Origin of the sequence: Marinomonas shanghaiensis (assembly GCF_003259175.1) — a bacterium.
Lineage (GTDB): Bacteria > Pseudomonadota > Gammaproteobacteria > Pseudomonadales > Marinomonadaceae > Marinomonas > Marinomonas shanghaiensis.
This window is the reverse complement of sequence record NZ_QGOK01000003.1, coordinates 385,229-402,696: the sequence shown is the minus strand read 5'-3', so window position 1 is coordinate 402,696 and position 17,468 is coordinate 385,229. Positions and strand designations below refer to the sequence as shown.

13 protein-coding genes and 1 other RNA gene are annotated in these 17,468 nt (G+C 44.1%); 9 read left to right on the top strand and 5 right to left on the bottom strand.

What is annotated here, in order from left to right:
• Positions 1-399: 399 nt before the first annotated feature.
• Together rne and DKT73_RS02260 are read left to right on the top strand one after the other, a co-directional pair.
• Entirely contained in the window at positions 400-3,600 is a 3,201-nt protein-coding gene (rne, locus tag DKT73_RS02265; RefSeq protein ID WP_111636957.1) for a ribonuclease E, read from the top strand.
• Positions 3,601-3,720: 120 nt separating this feature from the next.
• A complete protein-coding gene (locus DKT73_RS02260; RefSeq protein ID WP_111636956.1) occupies positions 3,721-5,373 on the top strand; it encodes a SulP family inorganic anion transporter in 1,653 nt (550 codons plus the stop codon).
• A gap of 173 nt (positions 5,374-5,546) precedes the next feature.
• On the opposite strand, the gene umuC is transcribed toward DKT73_RS02260, so the two are convergent.
• Both umuC and umuD read right to left on the bottom strand, forming a co-directional pair.
• Positions 5,547-6,830 carry a translesion error-prone DNA polymerase V subunit UmuC gene (umuC, locus tag DKT73_RS02255; RefSeq protein WP_111636955.1) on the bottom strand — a complete coding sequence of 428 codons (1,284 nt, stop codon included), beginning with the start codon at positions 6,828-6,830 and terminating at the stop codon, positions 5,547-5,549.
• On the bottom strand, positions 6,817-7,263 hold the full coding sequence (gene umuD, locus DKT73_RS02250) for a translesion error-prone DNA polymerase V autoproteolytic subunit (protein WP_111636954.1): 447 nt from the start codon (positions 7,261-7,263) through the stop codon (positions 6,817-6,819). Before umuD ends, umuC begins: the two co-directional genes overlap by 14 nt.
• Positions 7,264-7,959: 696 nt before the next feature.
• Between umuD and DKT73_RS02245 the strand changes: the two genes are divergently transcribed.
• The 3 genes from DKT73_RS02245 to DKT73_RS02235 all read left to right on the top strand — a co-directional run bounded on the left by DKT73_RS02245 (position 7,960) and on the right by DKT73_RS02235 (position 10,502).
• Positions 7,960-9,057, top strand: coding sequence for a nucleoid-associated protein (locus tag DKT73_RS02245; RefSeq protein WP_111636953.1), 1,098 nt, complete (start codon positions 7,960-7,962; stop codon positions 9,055-9,057).
• Complete coding sequence (locus DKT73_RS02240; RefSeq protein ID WP_111636952.1) at positions 9,054-10,034, top strand: GTP pyrophosphokinase; 981 nt, start codon at positions 9,054-9,056, stop codon at positions 10,032-10,034. The genes DKT73_RS02245 and DKT73_RS02240 overlap by 4 nt, the downstream gene beginning before the upstream one ends.
• Positions 10,035-10,145: 111 nt before the next feature.
• Positions 10,146-10,502 (top strand): hypothetical protein, encoded by a 357-nt coding sequence (locus DKT73_RS02235; RefSeq protein ID WP_111636951.1) that lies wholly within the window; start codon positions 10,146-10,148, stop codon positions 10,500-10,502.
• Positions 10,503-10,976: 474 nt separating this feature from the next.
• Here the strand turns inward: DKT73_RS02235 and DKT73_RS02225 are convergent, their stop codons facing one another.
• Positions 10,977-11,366 (bottom strand): hypothetical protein, encoded by a 390-nt coding sequence (locus DKT73_RS02225; RefSeq protein ID WP_111636949.1) that lies wholly within the window; start codon positions 11,364-11,366, stop codon positions 10,977-10,979.
• Between the two features lie 574 nt (positions 11,367-11,940).
• Positions 11,941-12,037: signal recognition particle sRNA small type (gene ffs, locus DKT73_RS02220), an RNA gene on the bottom strand.
• Between the two features lie 210 nt (positions 12,038-12,247).
• Here ffs and DKT73_RS02215 point away from each other — a divergent pair.
• The 4 genes from DKT73_RS02215 (at position 12,248) to DKT73_RS02200 (ending at position 16,418) form a co-directional block, all read left to right on the top strand.
• Positions 12,248-13,126, top strand: a complete 879-nt coding sequence (locus DKT73_RS02215) for a 6-carboxytetrahydropterin synthase (RefSeq protein WP_111636948.1) — start codon at positions 12,248-12,250, stop codon at positions 13,124-13,126.
• 60 nt (positions 13,127-13,186) lie between these two features.
• Entirely contained in the window at positions 13,187-13,594 is a 408-nt protein-coding gene (gene hisI / locus DKT73_RS02210) for a phosphoribosyl-AMP cyclohydrolase (RefSeq protein WP_111636947.1), read from the top strand.
• Between the two features lie 288 nt (positions 13,595-13,882).
• The gene (locus tag DKT73_RS02205; RefSeq protein WP_111636946.1) at positions 13,883-15,550 is read left to right on the top strand and encodes a methyl-accepting chemotaxis protein; all 1,668 of its coding nucleotides are present in this window, start codon (positions 13,883-13,885) and stop codon (positions 15,548-15,550) included.
• 82 nt (positions 15,551-15,632) lie between these two features.
• On the top strand, positions 15,633-16,418 hold the full coding sequence (locus tag DKT73_RS02200) for a class II glutamine amidotransferase (RefSeq protein WP_111636945.1): 786 nt from the start codon (positions 15,633-15,635) through the stop codon (positions 16,416-16,418).
• A gap of 92 nt (positions 16,419-16,510) precedes the next feature.
• Here the strand turns inward: DKT73_RS02200 and DKT73_RS02195 are convergent, their stop codons facing one another.
• On the bottom strand, positions 16,511-17,467 hold the full coding sequence (locus DKT73_RS02195) for an isopenicillin N synthase family dioxygenase (protein ID WP_111636944.1): 957 nt from the start codon (positions 17,465-17,467) through the stop codon (positions 16,511-16,513).
• Position 17,468 lies beyond the last annotated feature (1 nt).

Here is a 17,468-nt window from a genome sequence, read left to right as displayed (position 1 = left end):
GGCAACAAAACACCTCGAAGATAAGATGCAAGAATTGAATGACAATTGCCGAAGCGACACTTTGGCCCCCTATCTTACCTCTGTAACAGTTAATCTTAAATAATAAACCGCATGATTCGGAAAAATCCGCTTCAGTGGAAGGAACTCTCATTAAATTGCTCGACCGCGCGTTCGCGTTGTTTCGTAAAAAGGCAAAGAAACGAGACCGGTTAAAGAGACTATTTGGTATTGATCACGGCAGCGACCGCATGAAAGCGTTTAACATTAAGTAAACGAATCGCGTACTCCTCTCGCCAGAAAAGACTGAATGACTTGCTCTCATGCTGAGTCAGATTTATTAATGGTTACCCTATCACTGTTGTGACTCTTTCGAATCAGCTCACAGAGTTCACACATACAATGATTAGAATGCTTATCAATGCAACTCAACAAGAAGAGTTGCGCGTCGCCCTAGTAGACGGTCAACGTCTATATGATCTAGATATCGAATCCGGTTCACGCGAACAAAAGAAATCCAATATTTACAAAGGTCGCATCACTCGCATCGAGCCGAGTTTAGAAGCGGCGTTCGTTGATTTTGGTGCCGATCGCCACGGTTTCCTTCCCTTAAAAGAAATCTCCAAGACGTATTTTTCTAAAAAATCCAACCATGATGGCCGCATCAACATCAAAGATGTACTAAGCGAAGGCCAAGAAGTCATCGTTCAGGTTGATAAAGAAGAACGCGGCAACAAAGGCGCAGCACTAACGACCTTTGTTAGCTTAGCCGGACGTTACTTGGTTCTTATGCCAAATAACCCACGTGCTGGCGGTATTTCTCGTCGTATTGACGGTGACGATCGTTCACACCTAAAAGAAGCCATGTCAGGCCTCAACACACCAGAAAATGGTGGTTTGATCGTTCGTACCGCAGGGGTTGGACGTTCAACAGAAGAGCTTCAGTGGGATTTGGATTACCTTGATACCCTATGGTCTTCCATCACCAAAGCCGCTTCTGAAAAACCAGCACCTTTCTTGATTTACCAAGAGAGTAACATCGTCATCCGTGCCATTCGCGATTACCTACGTGAAGACATTGGTGAAGTATTAATCGACGAGAAAAACGCTTACCAAGACGCGATTAACTTCGTTATGCAGGTTATGCCGCACTTCAAGTCACGTATTAAAATGTATACTGACTCTACACCGCTGTTTAACCGTTTCCAGATCGAAACTCAGATCGAAACCGCTTTCCAGCGTGAAGTTCGTCTGCCTTCTGGCGGCTCTATTGTTATCGACCCAACAGAAGCCCTTGTTTCTATCGATATCAACTCGGCTCGCGCAACAAAAGGCGGAGACATTGAAGAAACAGCGTTGCAAACAAACTTAGAAGCGGCTGACGAAATCGCTCGTCAACTCCGTCTTCGTGACATTGGTGGCTTGGTAGTGATCGACTTTATCGACATGACCCCAGTGCGCAACCAAAAAGAAGTTGAAAACCGCATGAAAAACGCCCTAGAAGCGGATCGTGCACGTGTTCAACTGGGTCGCATTTCTCGCTTTGGCTTATTGGAAATGTCACGTCAGCGTCTGCGCCCTTCTCTGGGTGAAACCAGCGGTATCGTATGCCCACGCTGTAATGGCCAAGGCTTTATCCGCGACGTAGAATCGCTCGCCCTTTCTGTGCTTCGTCTGATCGAAGAAGAATGTTCCAAAGAGCGCACTGCGCAAATTCGTGCCGTTTTACCGGTATCTGTCGCCACTTTCTTGCTCAACGAGAAGCGCACAAATATCGCTAAAATTGAAAAACGCAATAACGTTCATATCATTCTTGTGCCAAATCCACACATGGAAACACCGCACTTTGAAGTAGAACGTATTCGTGACGACAGCACCGTCATTACCCAAAACGAAAACAGCTACACCTTGGTTGAGACACCGGAACAACCACCGTATGAGCCTCGTAAAGCAAGCGAAAACGTGCGCGCTCAAGCCGCCGTTACCAGCATTGCACCAAAGGCACCTGCGCCAGAGCACACAACACCTGCGCCAGCAGCGGCCGCAAAACCGGCTAAAAACCAAGCGAGCAAACCCAGTTTGTTCAAACGCATTGTCACAGCCCTATTTGGCAGTGCAGAGGCAAAACCTAAGCCAAAAGCGCCGAGTGCAACACCAAGCTCAAACACAGCGCCTCAAGCCGAACGTAATACGTCAAGCAAGCCTGTAAACAACCGTACTAACCGTAACAAACGCACGGTTAAGCACCAAAATGCAGACCGCGATGACAGCCAAAGTTCAGCAGAAAACAACCGCTCTACACGCCAATCTCGTCGTGAACAAGCAGAAGCGGCGACCAAAGGCAACAACAATAACCGTCGCAACAACCGCAACGGCAACAAGCAAGACGCTCAAGAACCAAGAGCGGAAAAGCAGGAAGCCGCTGTAAAAGCATCACCACGCCAGCCTCAGCCTCAGAAAGACGTGCCTGAAGTGAAAGAGCGCAAACGCGAACGCAATGATAATCGTCGTCGCAATGGCAAATTGAAAGACGAAGCATTGGAAGCAACGAAACTGCAAGAGCAAGAAGATGCGGCGTTGGTAGAAGCGGCACAAAACGCAGATGTCGAAAACGCAGACAACAATGACGAACCTCAACGTCGCTCGCGCCGTTCTCGTCGTTCACGTCGTCCGCAAAAAGAAGACAACAGCGTACAGCAAGAAAATGCAGAATCTGACAATGATGACACTCAAACGGCTGACTCTACAACACCAGTAGAAACCGCTGACACGTCGTCATCTGATTCAAAAGACACTGACGTTAAAGCAGAAACAGCAGAAACGGCCTCCAAACCAGAAGCGGAAGCAAAAACCGACGTTATTGAAGCCCCAAAAGCCTCAACGGAAGAGAAGCCTAACCTGGTTGAAGCCCAACAATCGTCAGTTGAAGACAAGCCTGAAGCCGCATCAGAAGAAGCGCAAGTAACCACAGACGATGTTGCCGATAAAAACAACACGCCTGACGTTAAACCTGCAAAACCGAAGATGTCAGTCAAAGCTCAAATGCGAAAAATTGAGCAAGTGGAGCAAAAGGCATCAGAGGCAACAATCGATGCACCTGAAGCGCAATCTGAAACCGTTGTCGAGGCGGCCGTAGAAGCCAAAACCGAAGCGACACCAGAGACGAAAACAGAAGTGTCTGCAGACGTCACACCGGTAGAAGCAACGCCTGTGGTAACAGAAAAAGAAGAAGCCCCTCAATCCACCGCTACTGCGGTAGAGACAGAGAAAGCCTCTTCTGAAAGCCAAGCACAGACAACCGAAGTGAACAAAGAAGATGATGCCGCGGAGAATACGGAAGAAGATACCGCACGCACTACTCGGACACCTCGTCGCGGACGTGGCAAACCAGCAACAAAACCAGCCGCTTCGGAAACCAAAGCGCCTGTGGAATTGCCCGCTGCCATTTTAGCTCAGCAAGAAAAGCTACGCTTAGAGCAAGAGCAAAAACGTAACGCAGCGTCGTCTCGTCGACGCGAATCAACCGGTCGTGTTAAAAACGACCCTCGAATCGCTCGAGAAGAAAACAGCACAGAAGTAACATCAGAAACGCACGCAGAATAACGCTACCAACGCTGATGTAAAATACAAAGAGCCCGCAAATGCGGGCTCTTTTGTAACAGACTATGATGGATTACTTCAACGGATTGATTTAAATACAGATAACGGACAGGTAAACAAACAATGATCATTGATTTTTCTCGCTTCAAAGACTGGACTCTTACTGGCGATTTATTTGGCGGGGCAACCACCGCCATTGTCTCACTTCCTCTGGCGCTTGCTTTTGGTGTGGCATCAGGCGCCGGCGCCGAAGCCGGACTATGGGGCGCGATAATTGTCGGCTTATTTGCCGCATTATTTGGAGGCTCTACCAGTCTCATATCTGAACCCACCGGCCCTATGACGGTGATTATGACCGCCGTACTCACCAGCATGATGGCGAGCAGCCCAGAAGGGGGTGTTGCCATGGCGTTTACCGTGGTGATGATCGCAGGTTTATTTCAAATCACATTAGGTTATCTAAAGCTAGGCAAATACATCACGCTGATGCCCTACAGCGTTATTTCAGGCTTCATGTCTGGCATCGGCATCATCCTGATTATTTTGCAGATCGCGCCTTTTTTAGGACACCCCTCCCCATCTGGCGGTGTCATGGGAACATTAAGCGCCTTGCCTACCCTCATATTCAACCTAAAATTCTCTGAATTGTTCTTAGGTTTACTGACCGTAGCAGTGCTTTTTTACCTACCAAAACATTGGCGTCGATATGTCCCACCGCAACTTGTTGCATTGGTGGCTATTACTCTTATTTCCGTTCTTCTGTTCAGTGATTCTGACGTTCGCCGTATCGGCGTTATTCCATCTGGCTTACCCTCTATTCACTGGCCGACATTTGAACGCTCAGTCTTTATTGAGATCATTATCAATGGTTTAGTGTTGGGCACACTCGGCTGCATTGACACACTATTAACGGCGGTCATCGCAGACAACCTAACACGCAAAGAACACGACTCAAATAGAGAACTCATCGGCCAAGGGACCGCTAACTTCTTTTCCGGTTTGCTTGGCGGATTGCCAGGCGCGGGTGCGACGATGGGTACGGTAGTGAACATACAGTCTGGCGGCAAATCTCCTCTTGCTGGCATAACAAGGGCGCTTATTCTATTGCTCGTGGTGCTCGGCGCGTCGGAACTGATTAGCCCGATTCCCATGGCAGTTCTGGCTGGCATCGCTTTGTATGTTGGTATCAATATCCTAGATTGGAGCTTTCTAAAACGCGCACACAAAGTCGCCTTGTCACCAACCATCATTATGTATGGCGTCATGGCACTCACTGTATTTGTTGATTTAATGGTGGCTGTAGGAATCGGTGTCTTCATCGCCAACATCATGACCATTGAAAAGCTCAGCCGCTTACAATCGGGCAATGTAAAAGCGATCAGCGATGCAGACGACGACATCCCACTGTCGAAAGAAGAAAAAGCATTATTAGATCAAGCCGATGGCAAAGTATTATTGTTCTATCTGTCTGGCCCAATGATCTTTGGCGCCAGCAAAGCCATCGCCAAACACCATAACCGCATACACAATTACAAAGCCGTGGTATTAGACCTAAGTGCCGTACCGATGATGGACCTCACTATTGGTCTCGCACTCGAAAACGCCATTAAAGACGCGATAGATGCCAACTGTGCCGTGTATATCTTTAGCCCCAATGGGCAAACAACCGAACGATTGGAGAAACTGGGCATACTAAGCCGCTTGCCTCATAACGCTTTTTGTGACTCAAGAAAATCGGCGTTAGCACAAGCAGTAGAAAGCCTAAAAGACGCCTAGTAAAGAGTGTAGCAGTGCTTACTTAAGCCGATATCGATTCATAGAAAACGACAGTCGGCTTGGATAATAAATTAGATCAGGCGTGAACCCACATAAAATACCCTCATCATTTATTTAACGATGGGGGTATTTTTTTGCCAACAATACACGAGCCACGCAGCAAGGGTGACCGTTCACCAAACCTTGGGCAAATCATCCCACTTGGTCGTGTAGGCGGGCGACAGATGCTCTCGTTTCATAGACCACTGTGGCGACACACCTTGCGAAGCAAAGAAAACATGCCCGAGCCCGCTGTGGTTGATTGTGTCCATCACCCCCATCAAGGCTTTTGAATGATGCCGTGCGCTGTCTGCGCGCAAAAAATCTTGTTGAAACAGACCCTGTTCATAAAAATCAGCCAGCATCACACCACCTTTGGCATAGCGATAACCAGCACGATACAGACGATCAAACAGCACGTCAGCAACGGCCAATAAATCCCGCGTGTCGTCGGTTGGGCAGGGTAACTCTGCAGATAAAATTTTCGAATATTGCGGCTCACTAGGAACAAAGGGGCTGGTACGAATAAACACGCTCACTGAACGACAAAGACGTTTTTCCCCACGCAGTTTCTCAGCGGCTCGGGTTGTGTATTTAGCAATGGCTTCCCGTAGCTCGCGCTTGTCTGTCACCTTATGGCCAAAGGATCGACTGCAAATGATCTGCTGTTTAGTGGGCCTGAGCAATTCCAAATCCAAACAAGACACACCATTCAACTCTCGAACGGTACGCTCCAATACCACAGAAAACTCGCTTCGAATGGATTTAGGGTTAGCATTTGCCAGATCCAACGCGGTGTTCACTCCCCTCGCCTTTAACTTTGCCGTGGCACGACGACCCACACCCCACACATCACTCACATCGACCAAGGCCAACAAACGCTTTTGCCTGTCTGGATCCATCAAATCCACAACCGAACCGGTGGCTGGATATTGCTTTGCGGCATGATTCGCTAACTTCGCCAGCGTCTTCGTTGGCGCAATGCCCACACCGACCGTAATACCGGTCCACTGATCTACCTTGGCTTTTACCCCTTTGCCAAAGGCCAGCAAATCCGTCACATGACCCACACCCGTTAAATCCAGAAAGGCTTCATCGATGGAATACACCTCTAGCCGTGGCGCCTCCTCTTCTAAGATGGTCATCACCCGATTCGACATATCCGCGTACAAGGCGTAATTCGACGAAAAACACACAATACCATGCTTTTTTATCGCATCCCGAACCTGAAACATCGGCACGCCCATCTTAATGCCCAGCGCTTTTACTTCTTTAGAACGCGCCACAATACAGCCATCGTTATTCGACAACACCACCACAGGCGTATGCTTTAAATCTGGGCGAAACAGCTTCTCGCAACTGGCGTAAAAGTTATTACAATCCACCAAAGCAAAAGCGGTCTTCTTAGCTCCGTTCATATTTGCGAACCACACCCGCGACCACGCCAAAAATCTCCAACTCCGATTCCTCGGTAATAGAGATGGCCTTGTAGGCCTTGTTTTTTGGGCGCAGCAACACATGAGGCTTCAGCTCTAACGTTTTCACCGTCATCTCACCATGAATACAGGCAATCACAATGTCCCCATGCCGTGCGGTTAACGAACGATCCACCACCAACACATCGCCCGAATGAATCCCCGCCTCTATCATCGAATCCCCCTGAGCCCGCACATAAAACGTCGCATTCGGATGCGCCACACAGAACTCATTCAAATCCAACGATTTCTCAACAAAGTCTTGAGCAGGCGATGGAAAACCCGCCGACACCGAATCCACATACAAAGGGATTCGCACACTATTGGCCGCAATAAACGCCGCCGACTCAGACACACCAAGATACGTCACACGCATGATAAACACTCAAAAATACTGTATGGATATACAGTTTAATTTAAAGTCTCGTAAATGACCAAATTAATTTTTGTAAAATAACCTTTAACAGCAAAGCATAAGTGTGTTCTACAGACACAAAAAAACCACTCGAAGGTGGTGTTTTTATGTCTGCACTGGATTGTTAAATCATGATGCTCTTACCAATAGAGTAAAACTTGGCACTGAACACTCAAGTTTTACTAGCAAGGCCTCGACAGTAAGAGCTCAGTAATTGCATCTTGCCCCCAAACTCAAGCAAAAACAAAGGCAGCAATCCGCATTAGGCTGCTGCCTTATTGGATTATTTTTGAGGTCTTGGGGTCAGATGCATAACTGATCAATTTTTCATCTGACACCAGATTCAGGCTGATTTCGACCACAAAAAACACGTGGAGCGTGTTCTAGGCCGCTGTTGTAAAACGGGGTCTCAATCCTGACACTGGATTTTGCCAGTGCAGGGAAATAGGAGATCAGGAAGGCTGGGAGGTCAACTTTTTACAAAATACCACAGAAAAAGTAAGGAAACCGTCAACAAAAGAGCTGACAAAGCGTGACAGGTCACATAATATCGAATTAACAACTTAATCAATGACAATTTCGCGACAACCAAGGAAGGTGCAGCAATGTTAAATCCCCCCTTCTCTTAGCTTGTCAGCCAACTCACAGAGAAGATTTATGCAGTTTTTGAACCCAGTAATTAACCGTATAGTAATACATCAAATTTACAAAAAAAATAAAGATGAAAAGTTAAAAGAGCCTCCATTTAAAGGGACAGAACTGACTAACTTTGAAGACTCAGCAATGAGAAATTTCACCAAAAGATACGATGAAGCTATTGGCGAAAACAGCAGAGCAATAGAAATGCTTATAGATATAGATAGAAATGATGCTGTTATCCAAAATGTTATTCAATCAATACACGATTCAGATGACGATTTTATTGACTCATCATTCAAAATAGCAAAAAAACTAGATAAGGCACAAGACCAACCAATACACAAACAAGGAATTGTTGTTGTTTTTACAGGGAAATGTAACTACCCAGCAAGAGACTTTCTAGGAATAATAAAAGCTGAAACACATAGCGGCTATGAAAAAATAAAAGATCTTAAGACAGGTAAAATTTCTTTAAAGTTTATAGAAGAAGTACTATTAACTCCAGGCACTAAGCTTTACAAGAGTGTAGCCTTCTTAAAAAAAATAAAATATAACCCTAACGAAACTGATCTAAATAAAAACTGGGAAGTTTGGGTTTCAGACAGTCAAGTAAACAAAGCCGAAGGGAAAGCCGCAGCCGCATATTTTCTAGAAAAATTCCTTGGCTTTATTTACCCTCAAACAGATTCAAGAAAAACTAAAATTTTCTATGATGTAACCTTACAATATATTCAACATTTAGATATTGAGCAAGAAAAGAAAAATGACTACTTAAATGCCTTAACCACGTATTTAAAAGTAGACAAATCAAATATAATAGACCCTATTGATTTTTCTGAAAAATACTTTAATAAAGAAGAAAATACAGGCTATCTAGAGCATCTTGAGCAGATGGATATTGAAACCTCTTCTTTCGTCAAAGATATTGAAAGCATAAAGTCAAAGTTAAAAACCAGAAAACTTTCATTTAATGGAAATATCAAAATTATAGGATCACCAGAAGAATTTAAAGATAAGGTTTCCTTTGAGTCAATAGACGGTGAACCAGATAAACATGACAACATTCCTAAATGGACTAAAATAATTATTAAAGACGTCATCAAGAGTCAAGAATGAACGAAGAAGAATTTTTAGACTTATGGAAAAAAGACAAGCCTCGATATGAGGCTTGGGGAAAATTTATACAAGAAAAAGTCTGCAATTCTCTTAAAGATAAAAATAAAAATCTCGATACCTTCTTAAAAATCCCAGTTAAATACCGTTTAAAAGAAGACAAGTCTATAGTAGACAAAGCGTTCAATAGAAATAAAATTTATGGCAACCCCTACGAAGAAATAGAAGATAAGGTAGGTATTCGATTCATAGTTCTTTTATTGGAAGATATTAGAGATATTTGTAAAATAATTGATAATTGTGATGACTGGGTGCATGACCCTTGCAGAGACTTTAATAAGGAAAGAGAAGATAATCCACTTCTTTTTGACTATCAATCAATGCACTACATCCTTAGGCCTGCAAAAACTTTAATCATCGGTGAAGTTGAAATACCACAAAACACTCCATGTGAAGTACAAGTTAGAACATTACTTCAACATGCCCATGCTGAATTAACTCATGATGCTATTTACAAATCTAAGAAAAAAGTAAAAGCAAAAACTCATCGTAAAGTTGCTAGAAGCATGGCGCTAATAGAAACTACAGATGATTTTTTTGAAGATGTGAACAATGAGCTTAATACATCAAGACTGCAAGAATTCCAGTTAAAAGAAAAGCTAGATAATCTGTATCAAACATTGATTGGTGTTCCGCCAAATTTCGAGAAGTCATCTCTTATAATTTGGGATGCGTATGATGACATTATTGACGACGAATTATATTATAAAATAGATAGATACTTAAAAAAAAGACCAGACGTAATAGAGCTAATAAAAGAAAAATCAAAAACAAAATCAATATATAGACAGGGTATTATTTTTTTCCTAACTTGGTTAGCTATGAAAAGGCGATCAGAAATAGAAAATAAGTGGCCTATCGCATTAGACGTAATTGAAGAAATTGCATTAGATTGTGGGTCAAGCTATTTTAGGGATTAACCCCCTAAACTCATCTTTCAAATCAATATACCATCTATTTTAAAAATTAAATAATCATTGAAAATGAAAAAATCGTATATATTTATATACAACACAACATAGGAGAAAAATATGAGCACCTTTCAAATAGAAATTTTTAGCCCACGCTGGGGACATAACGACACATATACTATCAAAATGACAAATAACCAAATGACAATTACTGCGGGTGCTAGGTCATCAACAGCAATTAATAGGCCAAATCTCGATCCACAATGGACTGGAGAGGAGCTTTCAAGAATATTATCAAACGACTCAATTACAGCACCAGATAACCTCAAAGATGTACTAGAACATGCTTGGGAAGAATGGCGTAACGGCAATATCAAAGATCCAGATCTTCAAAATGAATTAGAAATTTTAGCAGCATGGATCAATGCAATCACTCAACATAAACCTAAGAGCCAATTTTGGACCAACTACTTTTAGAAATTAGCTCGCGCTTTTCTAAACCACTCCCCCAACGCCCTGCGCATCTGTTCTCTTGAATATTTGTGCATGTAGCGTTTGTCCAGTCCGTCTCGTTCGTGGTTGAGTAGCATTTCCCCGCTTTTTACTACAAGAAAGCCCAGTCGATCTCTGCTCTTTTTGTCTTGCCAGCAGTCGCGGGCGAGTTTGCGCATGTCGTGGCTGGTGAACTTGATGCCGATGTCGTCGCTTAAGGCTTGGTAGCAGTGCTCTATGGTGCGTTTGGATATAGATTAGAATCTATTAGCGAATCTATTAGGGTCAGATGAAAAAAGAATCTATTAGGGTCAGATGAAAAATGGTTTGCACCCGCAAAAGAAAGCTGCGCTTTCACGGCAGATTGCGCTTCGCTTATCGTGCCCTACGAGTGATGTTGTTTGTGTTCTGCAGCGAGAGAATTTATTGAGGTCAGATGAAATGGTTAAAAAATGGAGTCTATACGATGAAAAGAGAGCCACTAGGAGGAAGATAAAAAGTACCATCACTCTTATAATGGTAATATAGATCCACTAACACAATGTAATTTTCAGATTTGAACCACTGAAAGTGCAGAACCCAATCAGACGTTTTATAGCCACCAAGAGACTGTCTGTAAGTAGGGATTCCTATATGATAATGCCAAAGACTATGAGCTAAAGCATATTGTCTTGAGGTTGGATCATTAGTTTTGTAAGAAGGACCTACTTTTCCTTCATAAGCATTAAAATCCCTTAACCCATGAAGTTCATATACCTCGATAAAATCAAGAATTTTATCCTGTTGATCTTTAGGGAAATTTTTAAATTCTTTGGCAAACTGATCGTGAAAATTCCATTTATACGACATCGCTTACCTTAAGCTCGCGATAGTATCAGGGCACGCTTTTCTTCACGAGTAAGATTTGAAGGCACTTGAGTAACATTAGATGACAGAGCTTTGCGCATACGCGTAACATCAAAACTAGCCTTTGAGACTTTTGGCTTTTTTTCTTTAACCACTGTCGTAGACATAAAACACCTATGATTAATAAATACTGACGATACCGTCAATCCTCATAATAGTTGTGTTTACTTAAAAAATAAAGATGGGTAAACACATTAGCCATAATTTGATACCTTACAACAGACAAAAACGAAGAAACTTTATTATTTAACATACTGTTTTAATTAGTTTTTTCTCTACCATCCATAAGCCAAGATTTAATTTTACAAGAATTTATTAGGGTCAGATGAAAAATGGTTTGTATCCGCAAAAGAAAGCTGCGCTTTCATGGCAGATTGCGCTTCGCTTATCGTGCCCTACGGGTGATGTTGTTTGTGTTCAATAACAGCAAGGGGCAAGGCGAACGCTATGAGCGAAGCCAAACGGCGATCTATATAAAAAAGGATAATTTAGAAAATTGGAGAGATTAAGGTGGCATCTCTACCAGCCGCACCTCGGCACACAAGTCCACCGCTGTGGCTGCTTCCTTCCGGACCTGACCAGATTAACGGTTTATCGTTGCGAGGGGACCAGCAGAGACACCATAAAGGAGGCTTGTTGACCTTGGGGCGCAATTATACGCAGCCAATTCGAAATATCAACCGCCTTTCTTATGTATTTTCAAATACTTAAATCTTTGGGTTGCGAATCACCTTTTCCTACTCTGGTGCTTTTTAGCATCACGCTATAACGCGGCTTCTATTTACGGTAAGATACGCGCCATTCAGAATCATAGGAGTAGCGAGTTGAAGCTATTTGTTAAAAACCTAACCCACGTGGATTTTTCCTACTTTGATGCCACGCGTGGTTTGTTGGGCGAAAGCTGGCAGACTGACATTGTGCTGACTGGCAAGTTAAACGACGAAAGCATGATTTGTGATTTCAGTATCGTGAAAAAACAGATCAAGAAGTGGCTGGATGATAATATCGATCACATGCTGGCGATCCCTGCTGAACACGGTGGTTCCACTCTCACGCCATTGGCAAATGATCGTGTGTCGTTTCATTTTGATCACAGTAAAGCCGCCGCTGAGGACAAACGTGTCTTTCAGTGCGATGCGCCAACTCAGGCCATTTGCGTGTTACCCATGACTGAAGTCACGCCAGAAGCGGTCGCAAAATGGGTTGAGTCACAAATTCTAAACCTGCTGCCTGCGGAATTAGAAGCGGTCAGCGTGCGTTTTTCACCCGAGCACATCAGTGGTGCGCAGTATCAATACAGCCATGGTTTGAAAAAGCACGCGGGCAACTGTCAGCGTATTGCCCATGGTCATCGCTCGACCGTTGAGATTTATGCCGATGGAACACGAAATGCGGCAATGGAACACGATTGGGCAAAGCGCTGGCAAGATATTTATCTAGGCACCCAAGAAGACTTGATAAGCCAAGTCACTGAAAACGACGTGAATTATCATCACTTTAGTTACACCAGCCAGCAGGGTCTGTTCGAACTAAAGATAGACAGCAATCAAGTCTACATGTTGGATTGTGACACCACGGTTGAGTCGCTCTCTGCGCACATTGCGGATGTATTGGCTAACGAAAATCCGGGCACACACATTGAGGCTCATGGCTTTGAAGGCATAGGAAAAGGTGCCATTTCAGAGCAGAAGATATCCGCTTAGCAAATACGCCCTATCCTCGTGCATGAGGTACACAGTTCTCTTGATAAAGTAGGTAAGAGTATGAGTTTAAAAGAATACGAAAATCTCGCCAAAGGCGAAACCTTGTCTCTAGACACCGTCTTAGCCAATTTAAAAACGGACGAACACGGTTTGATCGCCGCTATCGCCCAACAACATGATACTGGCGAAGTATTAATGTTGGCGTATATGAACGAAAAATCGATTCGCGAGACGTTAGAAACAGGCCAAGTATGCTACTGGTCTCGTTCTCGTCAAACGTATTGGCGTAAAGGCGAAAGCTCAGGCCACCGTCAAACCCTGGTTTCTATGTCGTTTGACTGTGACGGTGACGCTATTTTGGTCAAAGTAGATCAACAAGGCCCAGCCTGTCACACCAACCGTCGCGATTGTTTTTTCTTTACCGTAGATGGAAAAGACGTCGTCATCCGCTCTGCTCCTCTCTGCTAACGCCTAAAGCGCACAAAAATGGGGCATATTGATAAAATATCACTATGCTTTCCCTCTCTATTTGCGTTATCTTAGTGCCATGTAGTTTTTTTTGCACATTTCATACGATGTCGTAATTAGAACAGATTAGTAATGCAATGCACTTTATCAAACAATCTCAAATCCAGCGGATATTTTGCCAGTTTTCTCGCTAAAATGAGCGAAGTATGCACAAAATCGCAACTTGATTGGCATAAGTATTGCTGGACAGAAGATACCGACCAACACGATTAACTCATTGGATTAAGTATGCTAAACCTGTCTGTACGCACTAAAATACTCGCTCTTATCGCCCTTTTCTCTTTGGTCATCGTTGGCATCAGCGTAAGCTCAGCCTTATCAAGCAAATCCGTTTCAGCAAAATTACAAGACCTTTCATTGCAGAGTCTGGATTTGATGAAAAACTTAGAAAAAAGCCGTCAATTACTCCTTCAACAATCGGTAGAGTTCGAACGCGGTTTTTTCCAAGTGTCCATTGCTAAGTCCATCGGTGGCTATGGTACGGAGCAAATTGCAGAATCTGAGGAAAAGTTCAAAACCTATACCAGTGAGCTGTTGTCGAGCATAGAAAACGTAAAAAGCATTCTTGCCACCCTACCGGCTAATGACGGTTTAAATAATCTATTGGCGCAAATAACCGCCTTAGAAGAACAGCAAGCCATCTTTCTTGAAGCAAGCACAGAAACCTACAGCTGGTGGGTTAAGCTTAATACCATGAAGGCGGGTAAATCTCGCCGCGCTGCGGATGACAGTTTGATCGCAGTCAATCAGCAAATGGAGGAAATCATCACTTCCATTAATGAATACAACACCATAGTTGCAGAAAACCAAAACCGAAAATTAGATCAAACCATTTACGCCAGTGGCGTGCTTGCGGCGGTATTAATTGCGGTGGGCATTCTGATCAGCATCATCATTGTGAACGGCATTTGCAGACCCTTAATCAGAGCCGTACGTCGTGCAGAAGAAATTGCTTCTGGGGAATTGGTGGAGCCGACTTATACCAGCAAACGCACTGACGAAATTGGCATGTTGGAGATCGCCATGGACAAACTGGTGGTTCAGTTGCGCAGTATTTTACATGATGTTGCCGAATCCAGTTCCATGCTGACCAATGCCGCAAATGACTTAAACCGCATCACGGATGAGTCGTCTGATATGGTGGATCGTCAGCAAGAAGAAACCAACTTTATTTCCCAAGCTGTGCAAGAAATACAGGCCACAGCGGTGCATGTGTCCGAATCCACTAACGATGCCAGTCAAGCTGCTCATACTGCCGAAGTCGCGGCCAATGAAGGCACCGCCATCGTCACCAAAACGATTCAAAGCATCCAAGAATTGGCCGCTGAAATTTCAACCTCAGCCAATACCATTAATGAACTACAGAGCAATACTAAGGAGATCAGCAATATTCTTAACGTGATTCTGGGCATTGCGGAACAAACCAACCTACTCGCTCTAAATGCCGCAATAGAAGCCGCTCGAGCTGGTGAACAAGGCCGAGGCTTCGCGGTTGTCGCGGATGAAGTGCGTCACTTGGCACAAAATACGCAGAATGCCACGCAAGAAATTGAGAAAATGATCAGCCTCTTACAGACTGGCACTTCGTCTGCGGTCAAAGCCATGACATCCAGTCATCAGCGTTCTACCGATGCGGTAAACCAAGTGAAACACGAAGAAGAATCGCTCAGAAACATTAACCAGTCTGTGTCTAAGATTCGTGATATGAACGATCGCATCTCAGCCACCGCGGAAGAGCAAGCGTCCGTCACCGCTGAGGTCAGCCGAAATGTTGCCAATATTAATGACATTGCTTCGCGCACAACAAAATCCATTCATGCGATTAGTAATTCAGCGGATCAATTAGCCACCTTAGCAACACAATTATCGACAAAAATCAGCTATTTCAAAGTATAGATCTACTGGAAAACAGAAGATTAGATTACCATTAAGGAAGCAATTTATTGCTTCCTTTTGCTTTTATTCCTAGGAGAAAATCATGTGTCGTTGGATGGCGTATCAAGGTGAAGCGGTTTACCTTGAGTCGTTGCTTTTTAAACAAGAGCATTCTTTAATTCATCAAAGCCTCAGTGCCAGGAAATCGGAAGTCACCGTAAACGCCGATGGTTTTGGATTAGGCTGGTACGATGAACGTGAAGAACCCGGCCTTTACCATGAAGTGTTACCAGCGTGGAGTGATAGCAATTTAAAAAGCTTGGCGAAGCACATTAAAAGCGGCTTGTTCTTTGCCCATGTGCGCTCTTCTACCGGCACAGAAACCAACCGCTCAAACTGCCATCCATTCAGTTACAAAAACTGGCTATTCATGCACAACGGACAAATTGGCGGCTATGAGTCGCTTCGCTGGCAATTAGATCGTTTGATTCCGGAACATCTTTATAGCCATCGCCATGGTGCGACAGACTCGGAAGTCATTTTCTTATTGATGATCGCCAATGGTTTAGAAACGAATTCAGAACACGCAATTGAAACAACCTTAGCGCAAATTCTGGACATGATGAAACAGAAGAACATAAAAGACCCATTGCGCTTCACGGCGGTCTTTTCAGATGGCGAAGAAATCACCGCGATTCGATTTTCCAGCGACGAACAAGCGCCAAGTTTGTACTGCAAGCAATTTAGTAAGCATATTGTCATAGGCTCTGAACCTCTTGACCATTGCAGTGACAGCTGGACACAGATCCCAGCTGGGCACATTGCTAAAATCAAAAACCAACATTACCGCATTCATCCTATGCCAGAATTGCTAAAAATGACCGCTTAGCGGTCATTTTTTGATAATACATTTATTCTTATTATCATTAAGCATTATCCTCACGACAGGAACGGCTAGACGACTCGCCTTTGTCACTCAGATTAGGCCTGTTCTTTTTCCCGATACGCATAAGTCGCATCAAAGCGTGACTGAATCCAATCACCACTCAAAATAGCATCGTATTTTGCAGGGCTTTCCGCTGTGGCACAACTCGGCACACATGCCACGCTCGTTTCGTAATCCGGCTCCACAAAAAATGGGAAAGAGTAACGATGCACATCTGGCAAAGACGCACGCACGCGGTGAGCAGTAGAAACGTATTCGTCATTGGTCCAACGTTGCATCAAATCCCCAATATTCACCACTAGGGCATCGGCAATCGGCGTTGCATCGACCCACTCTCCTTGACGATTTTTCACCTGCAAGCCACCGACCTGATCTTGCAACAACAGCGTGACACAACCGTAGTCTGTGTGCGCTCCTGCGCCATTGTCATGATCATTTGCAGGACGCGGCGGATAATGGATCATACGCAAAACTGTCACGTGATCTTTAAAACAACGCGTGAAGAAATCGTCCTGCAAAGACAAGGCTTGTGCCATCGCCGTCAGCAGCTTCTGCGCGACTTGAAAAGCTTGCACATAGTATTCTTGCAGCACTTCGACGGTTGCAGGATCACTTGGATTTTGGTTCGGCCCATACATGGTTGGGTATTTTGCCACTAATGGATGATGTGTAGGAAAATCCAACGCCATATCGAAGGTCTCTTTCCAGTCCGCATGACCAATTTCATCAAGCTGCTCTTCGCCAATATTGCCGTAACCGCGATGATTGATGCTGTTTTTAATATCAATACGATTTTTAACCTCTTGCGGCTGGTTAAAAAAACGCTTGGCTTCACGCATCAAAGCCGCCATCAGTTCTTTCGGAATCCCGGTATTCACCAGGTAGAAGAAACCAATTTCTCGACACGCCTTGTCTAGGGCGTTTATTTCATTCAAACGGACAGACTCACTCTCATGAATCAGCTTAGACAAATCAATCAATGGAATGGACATT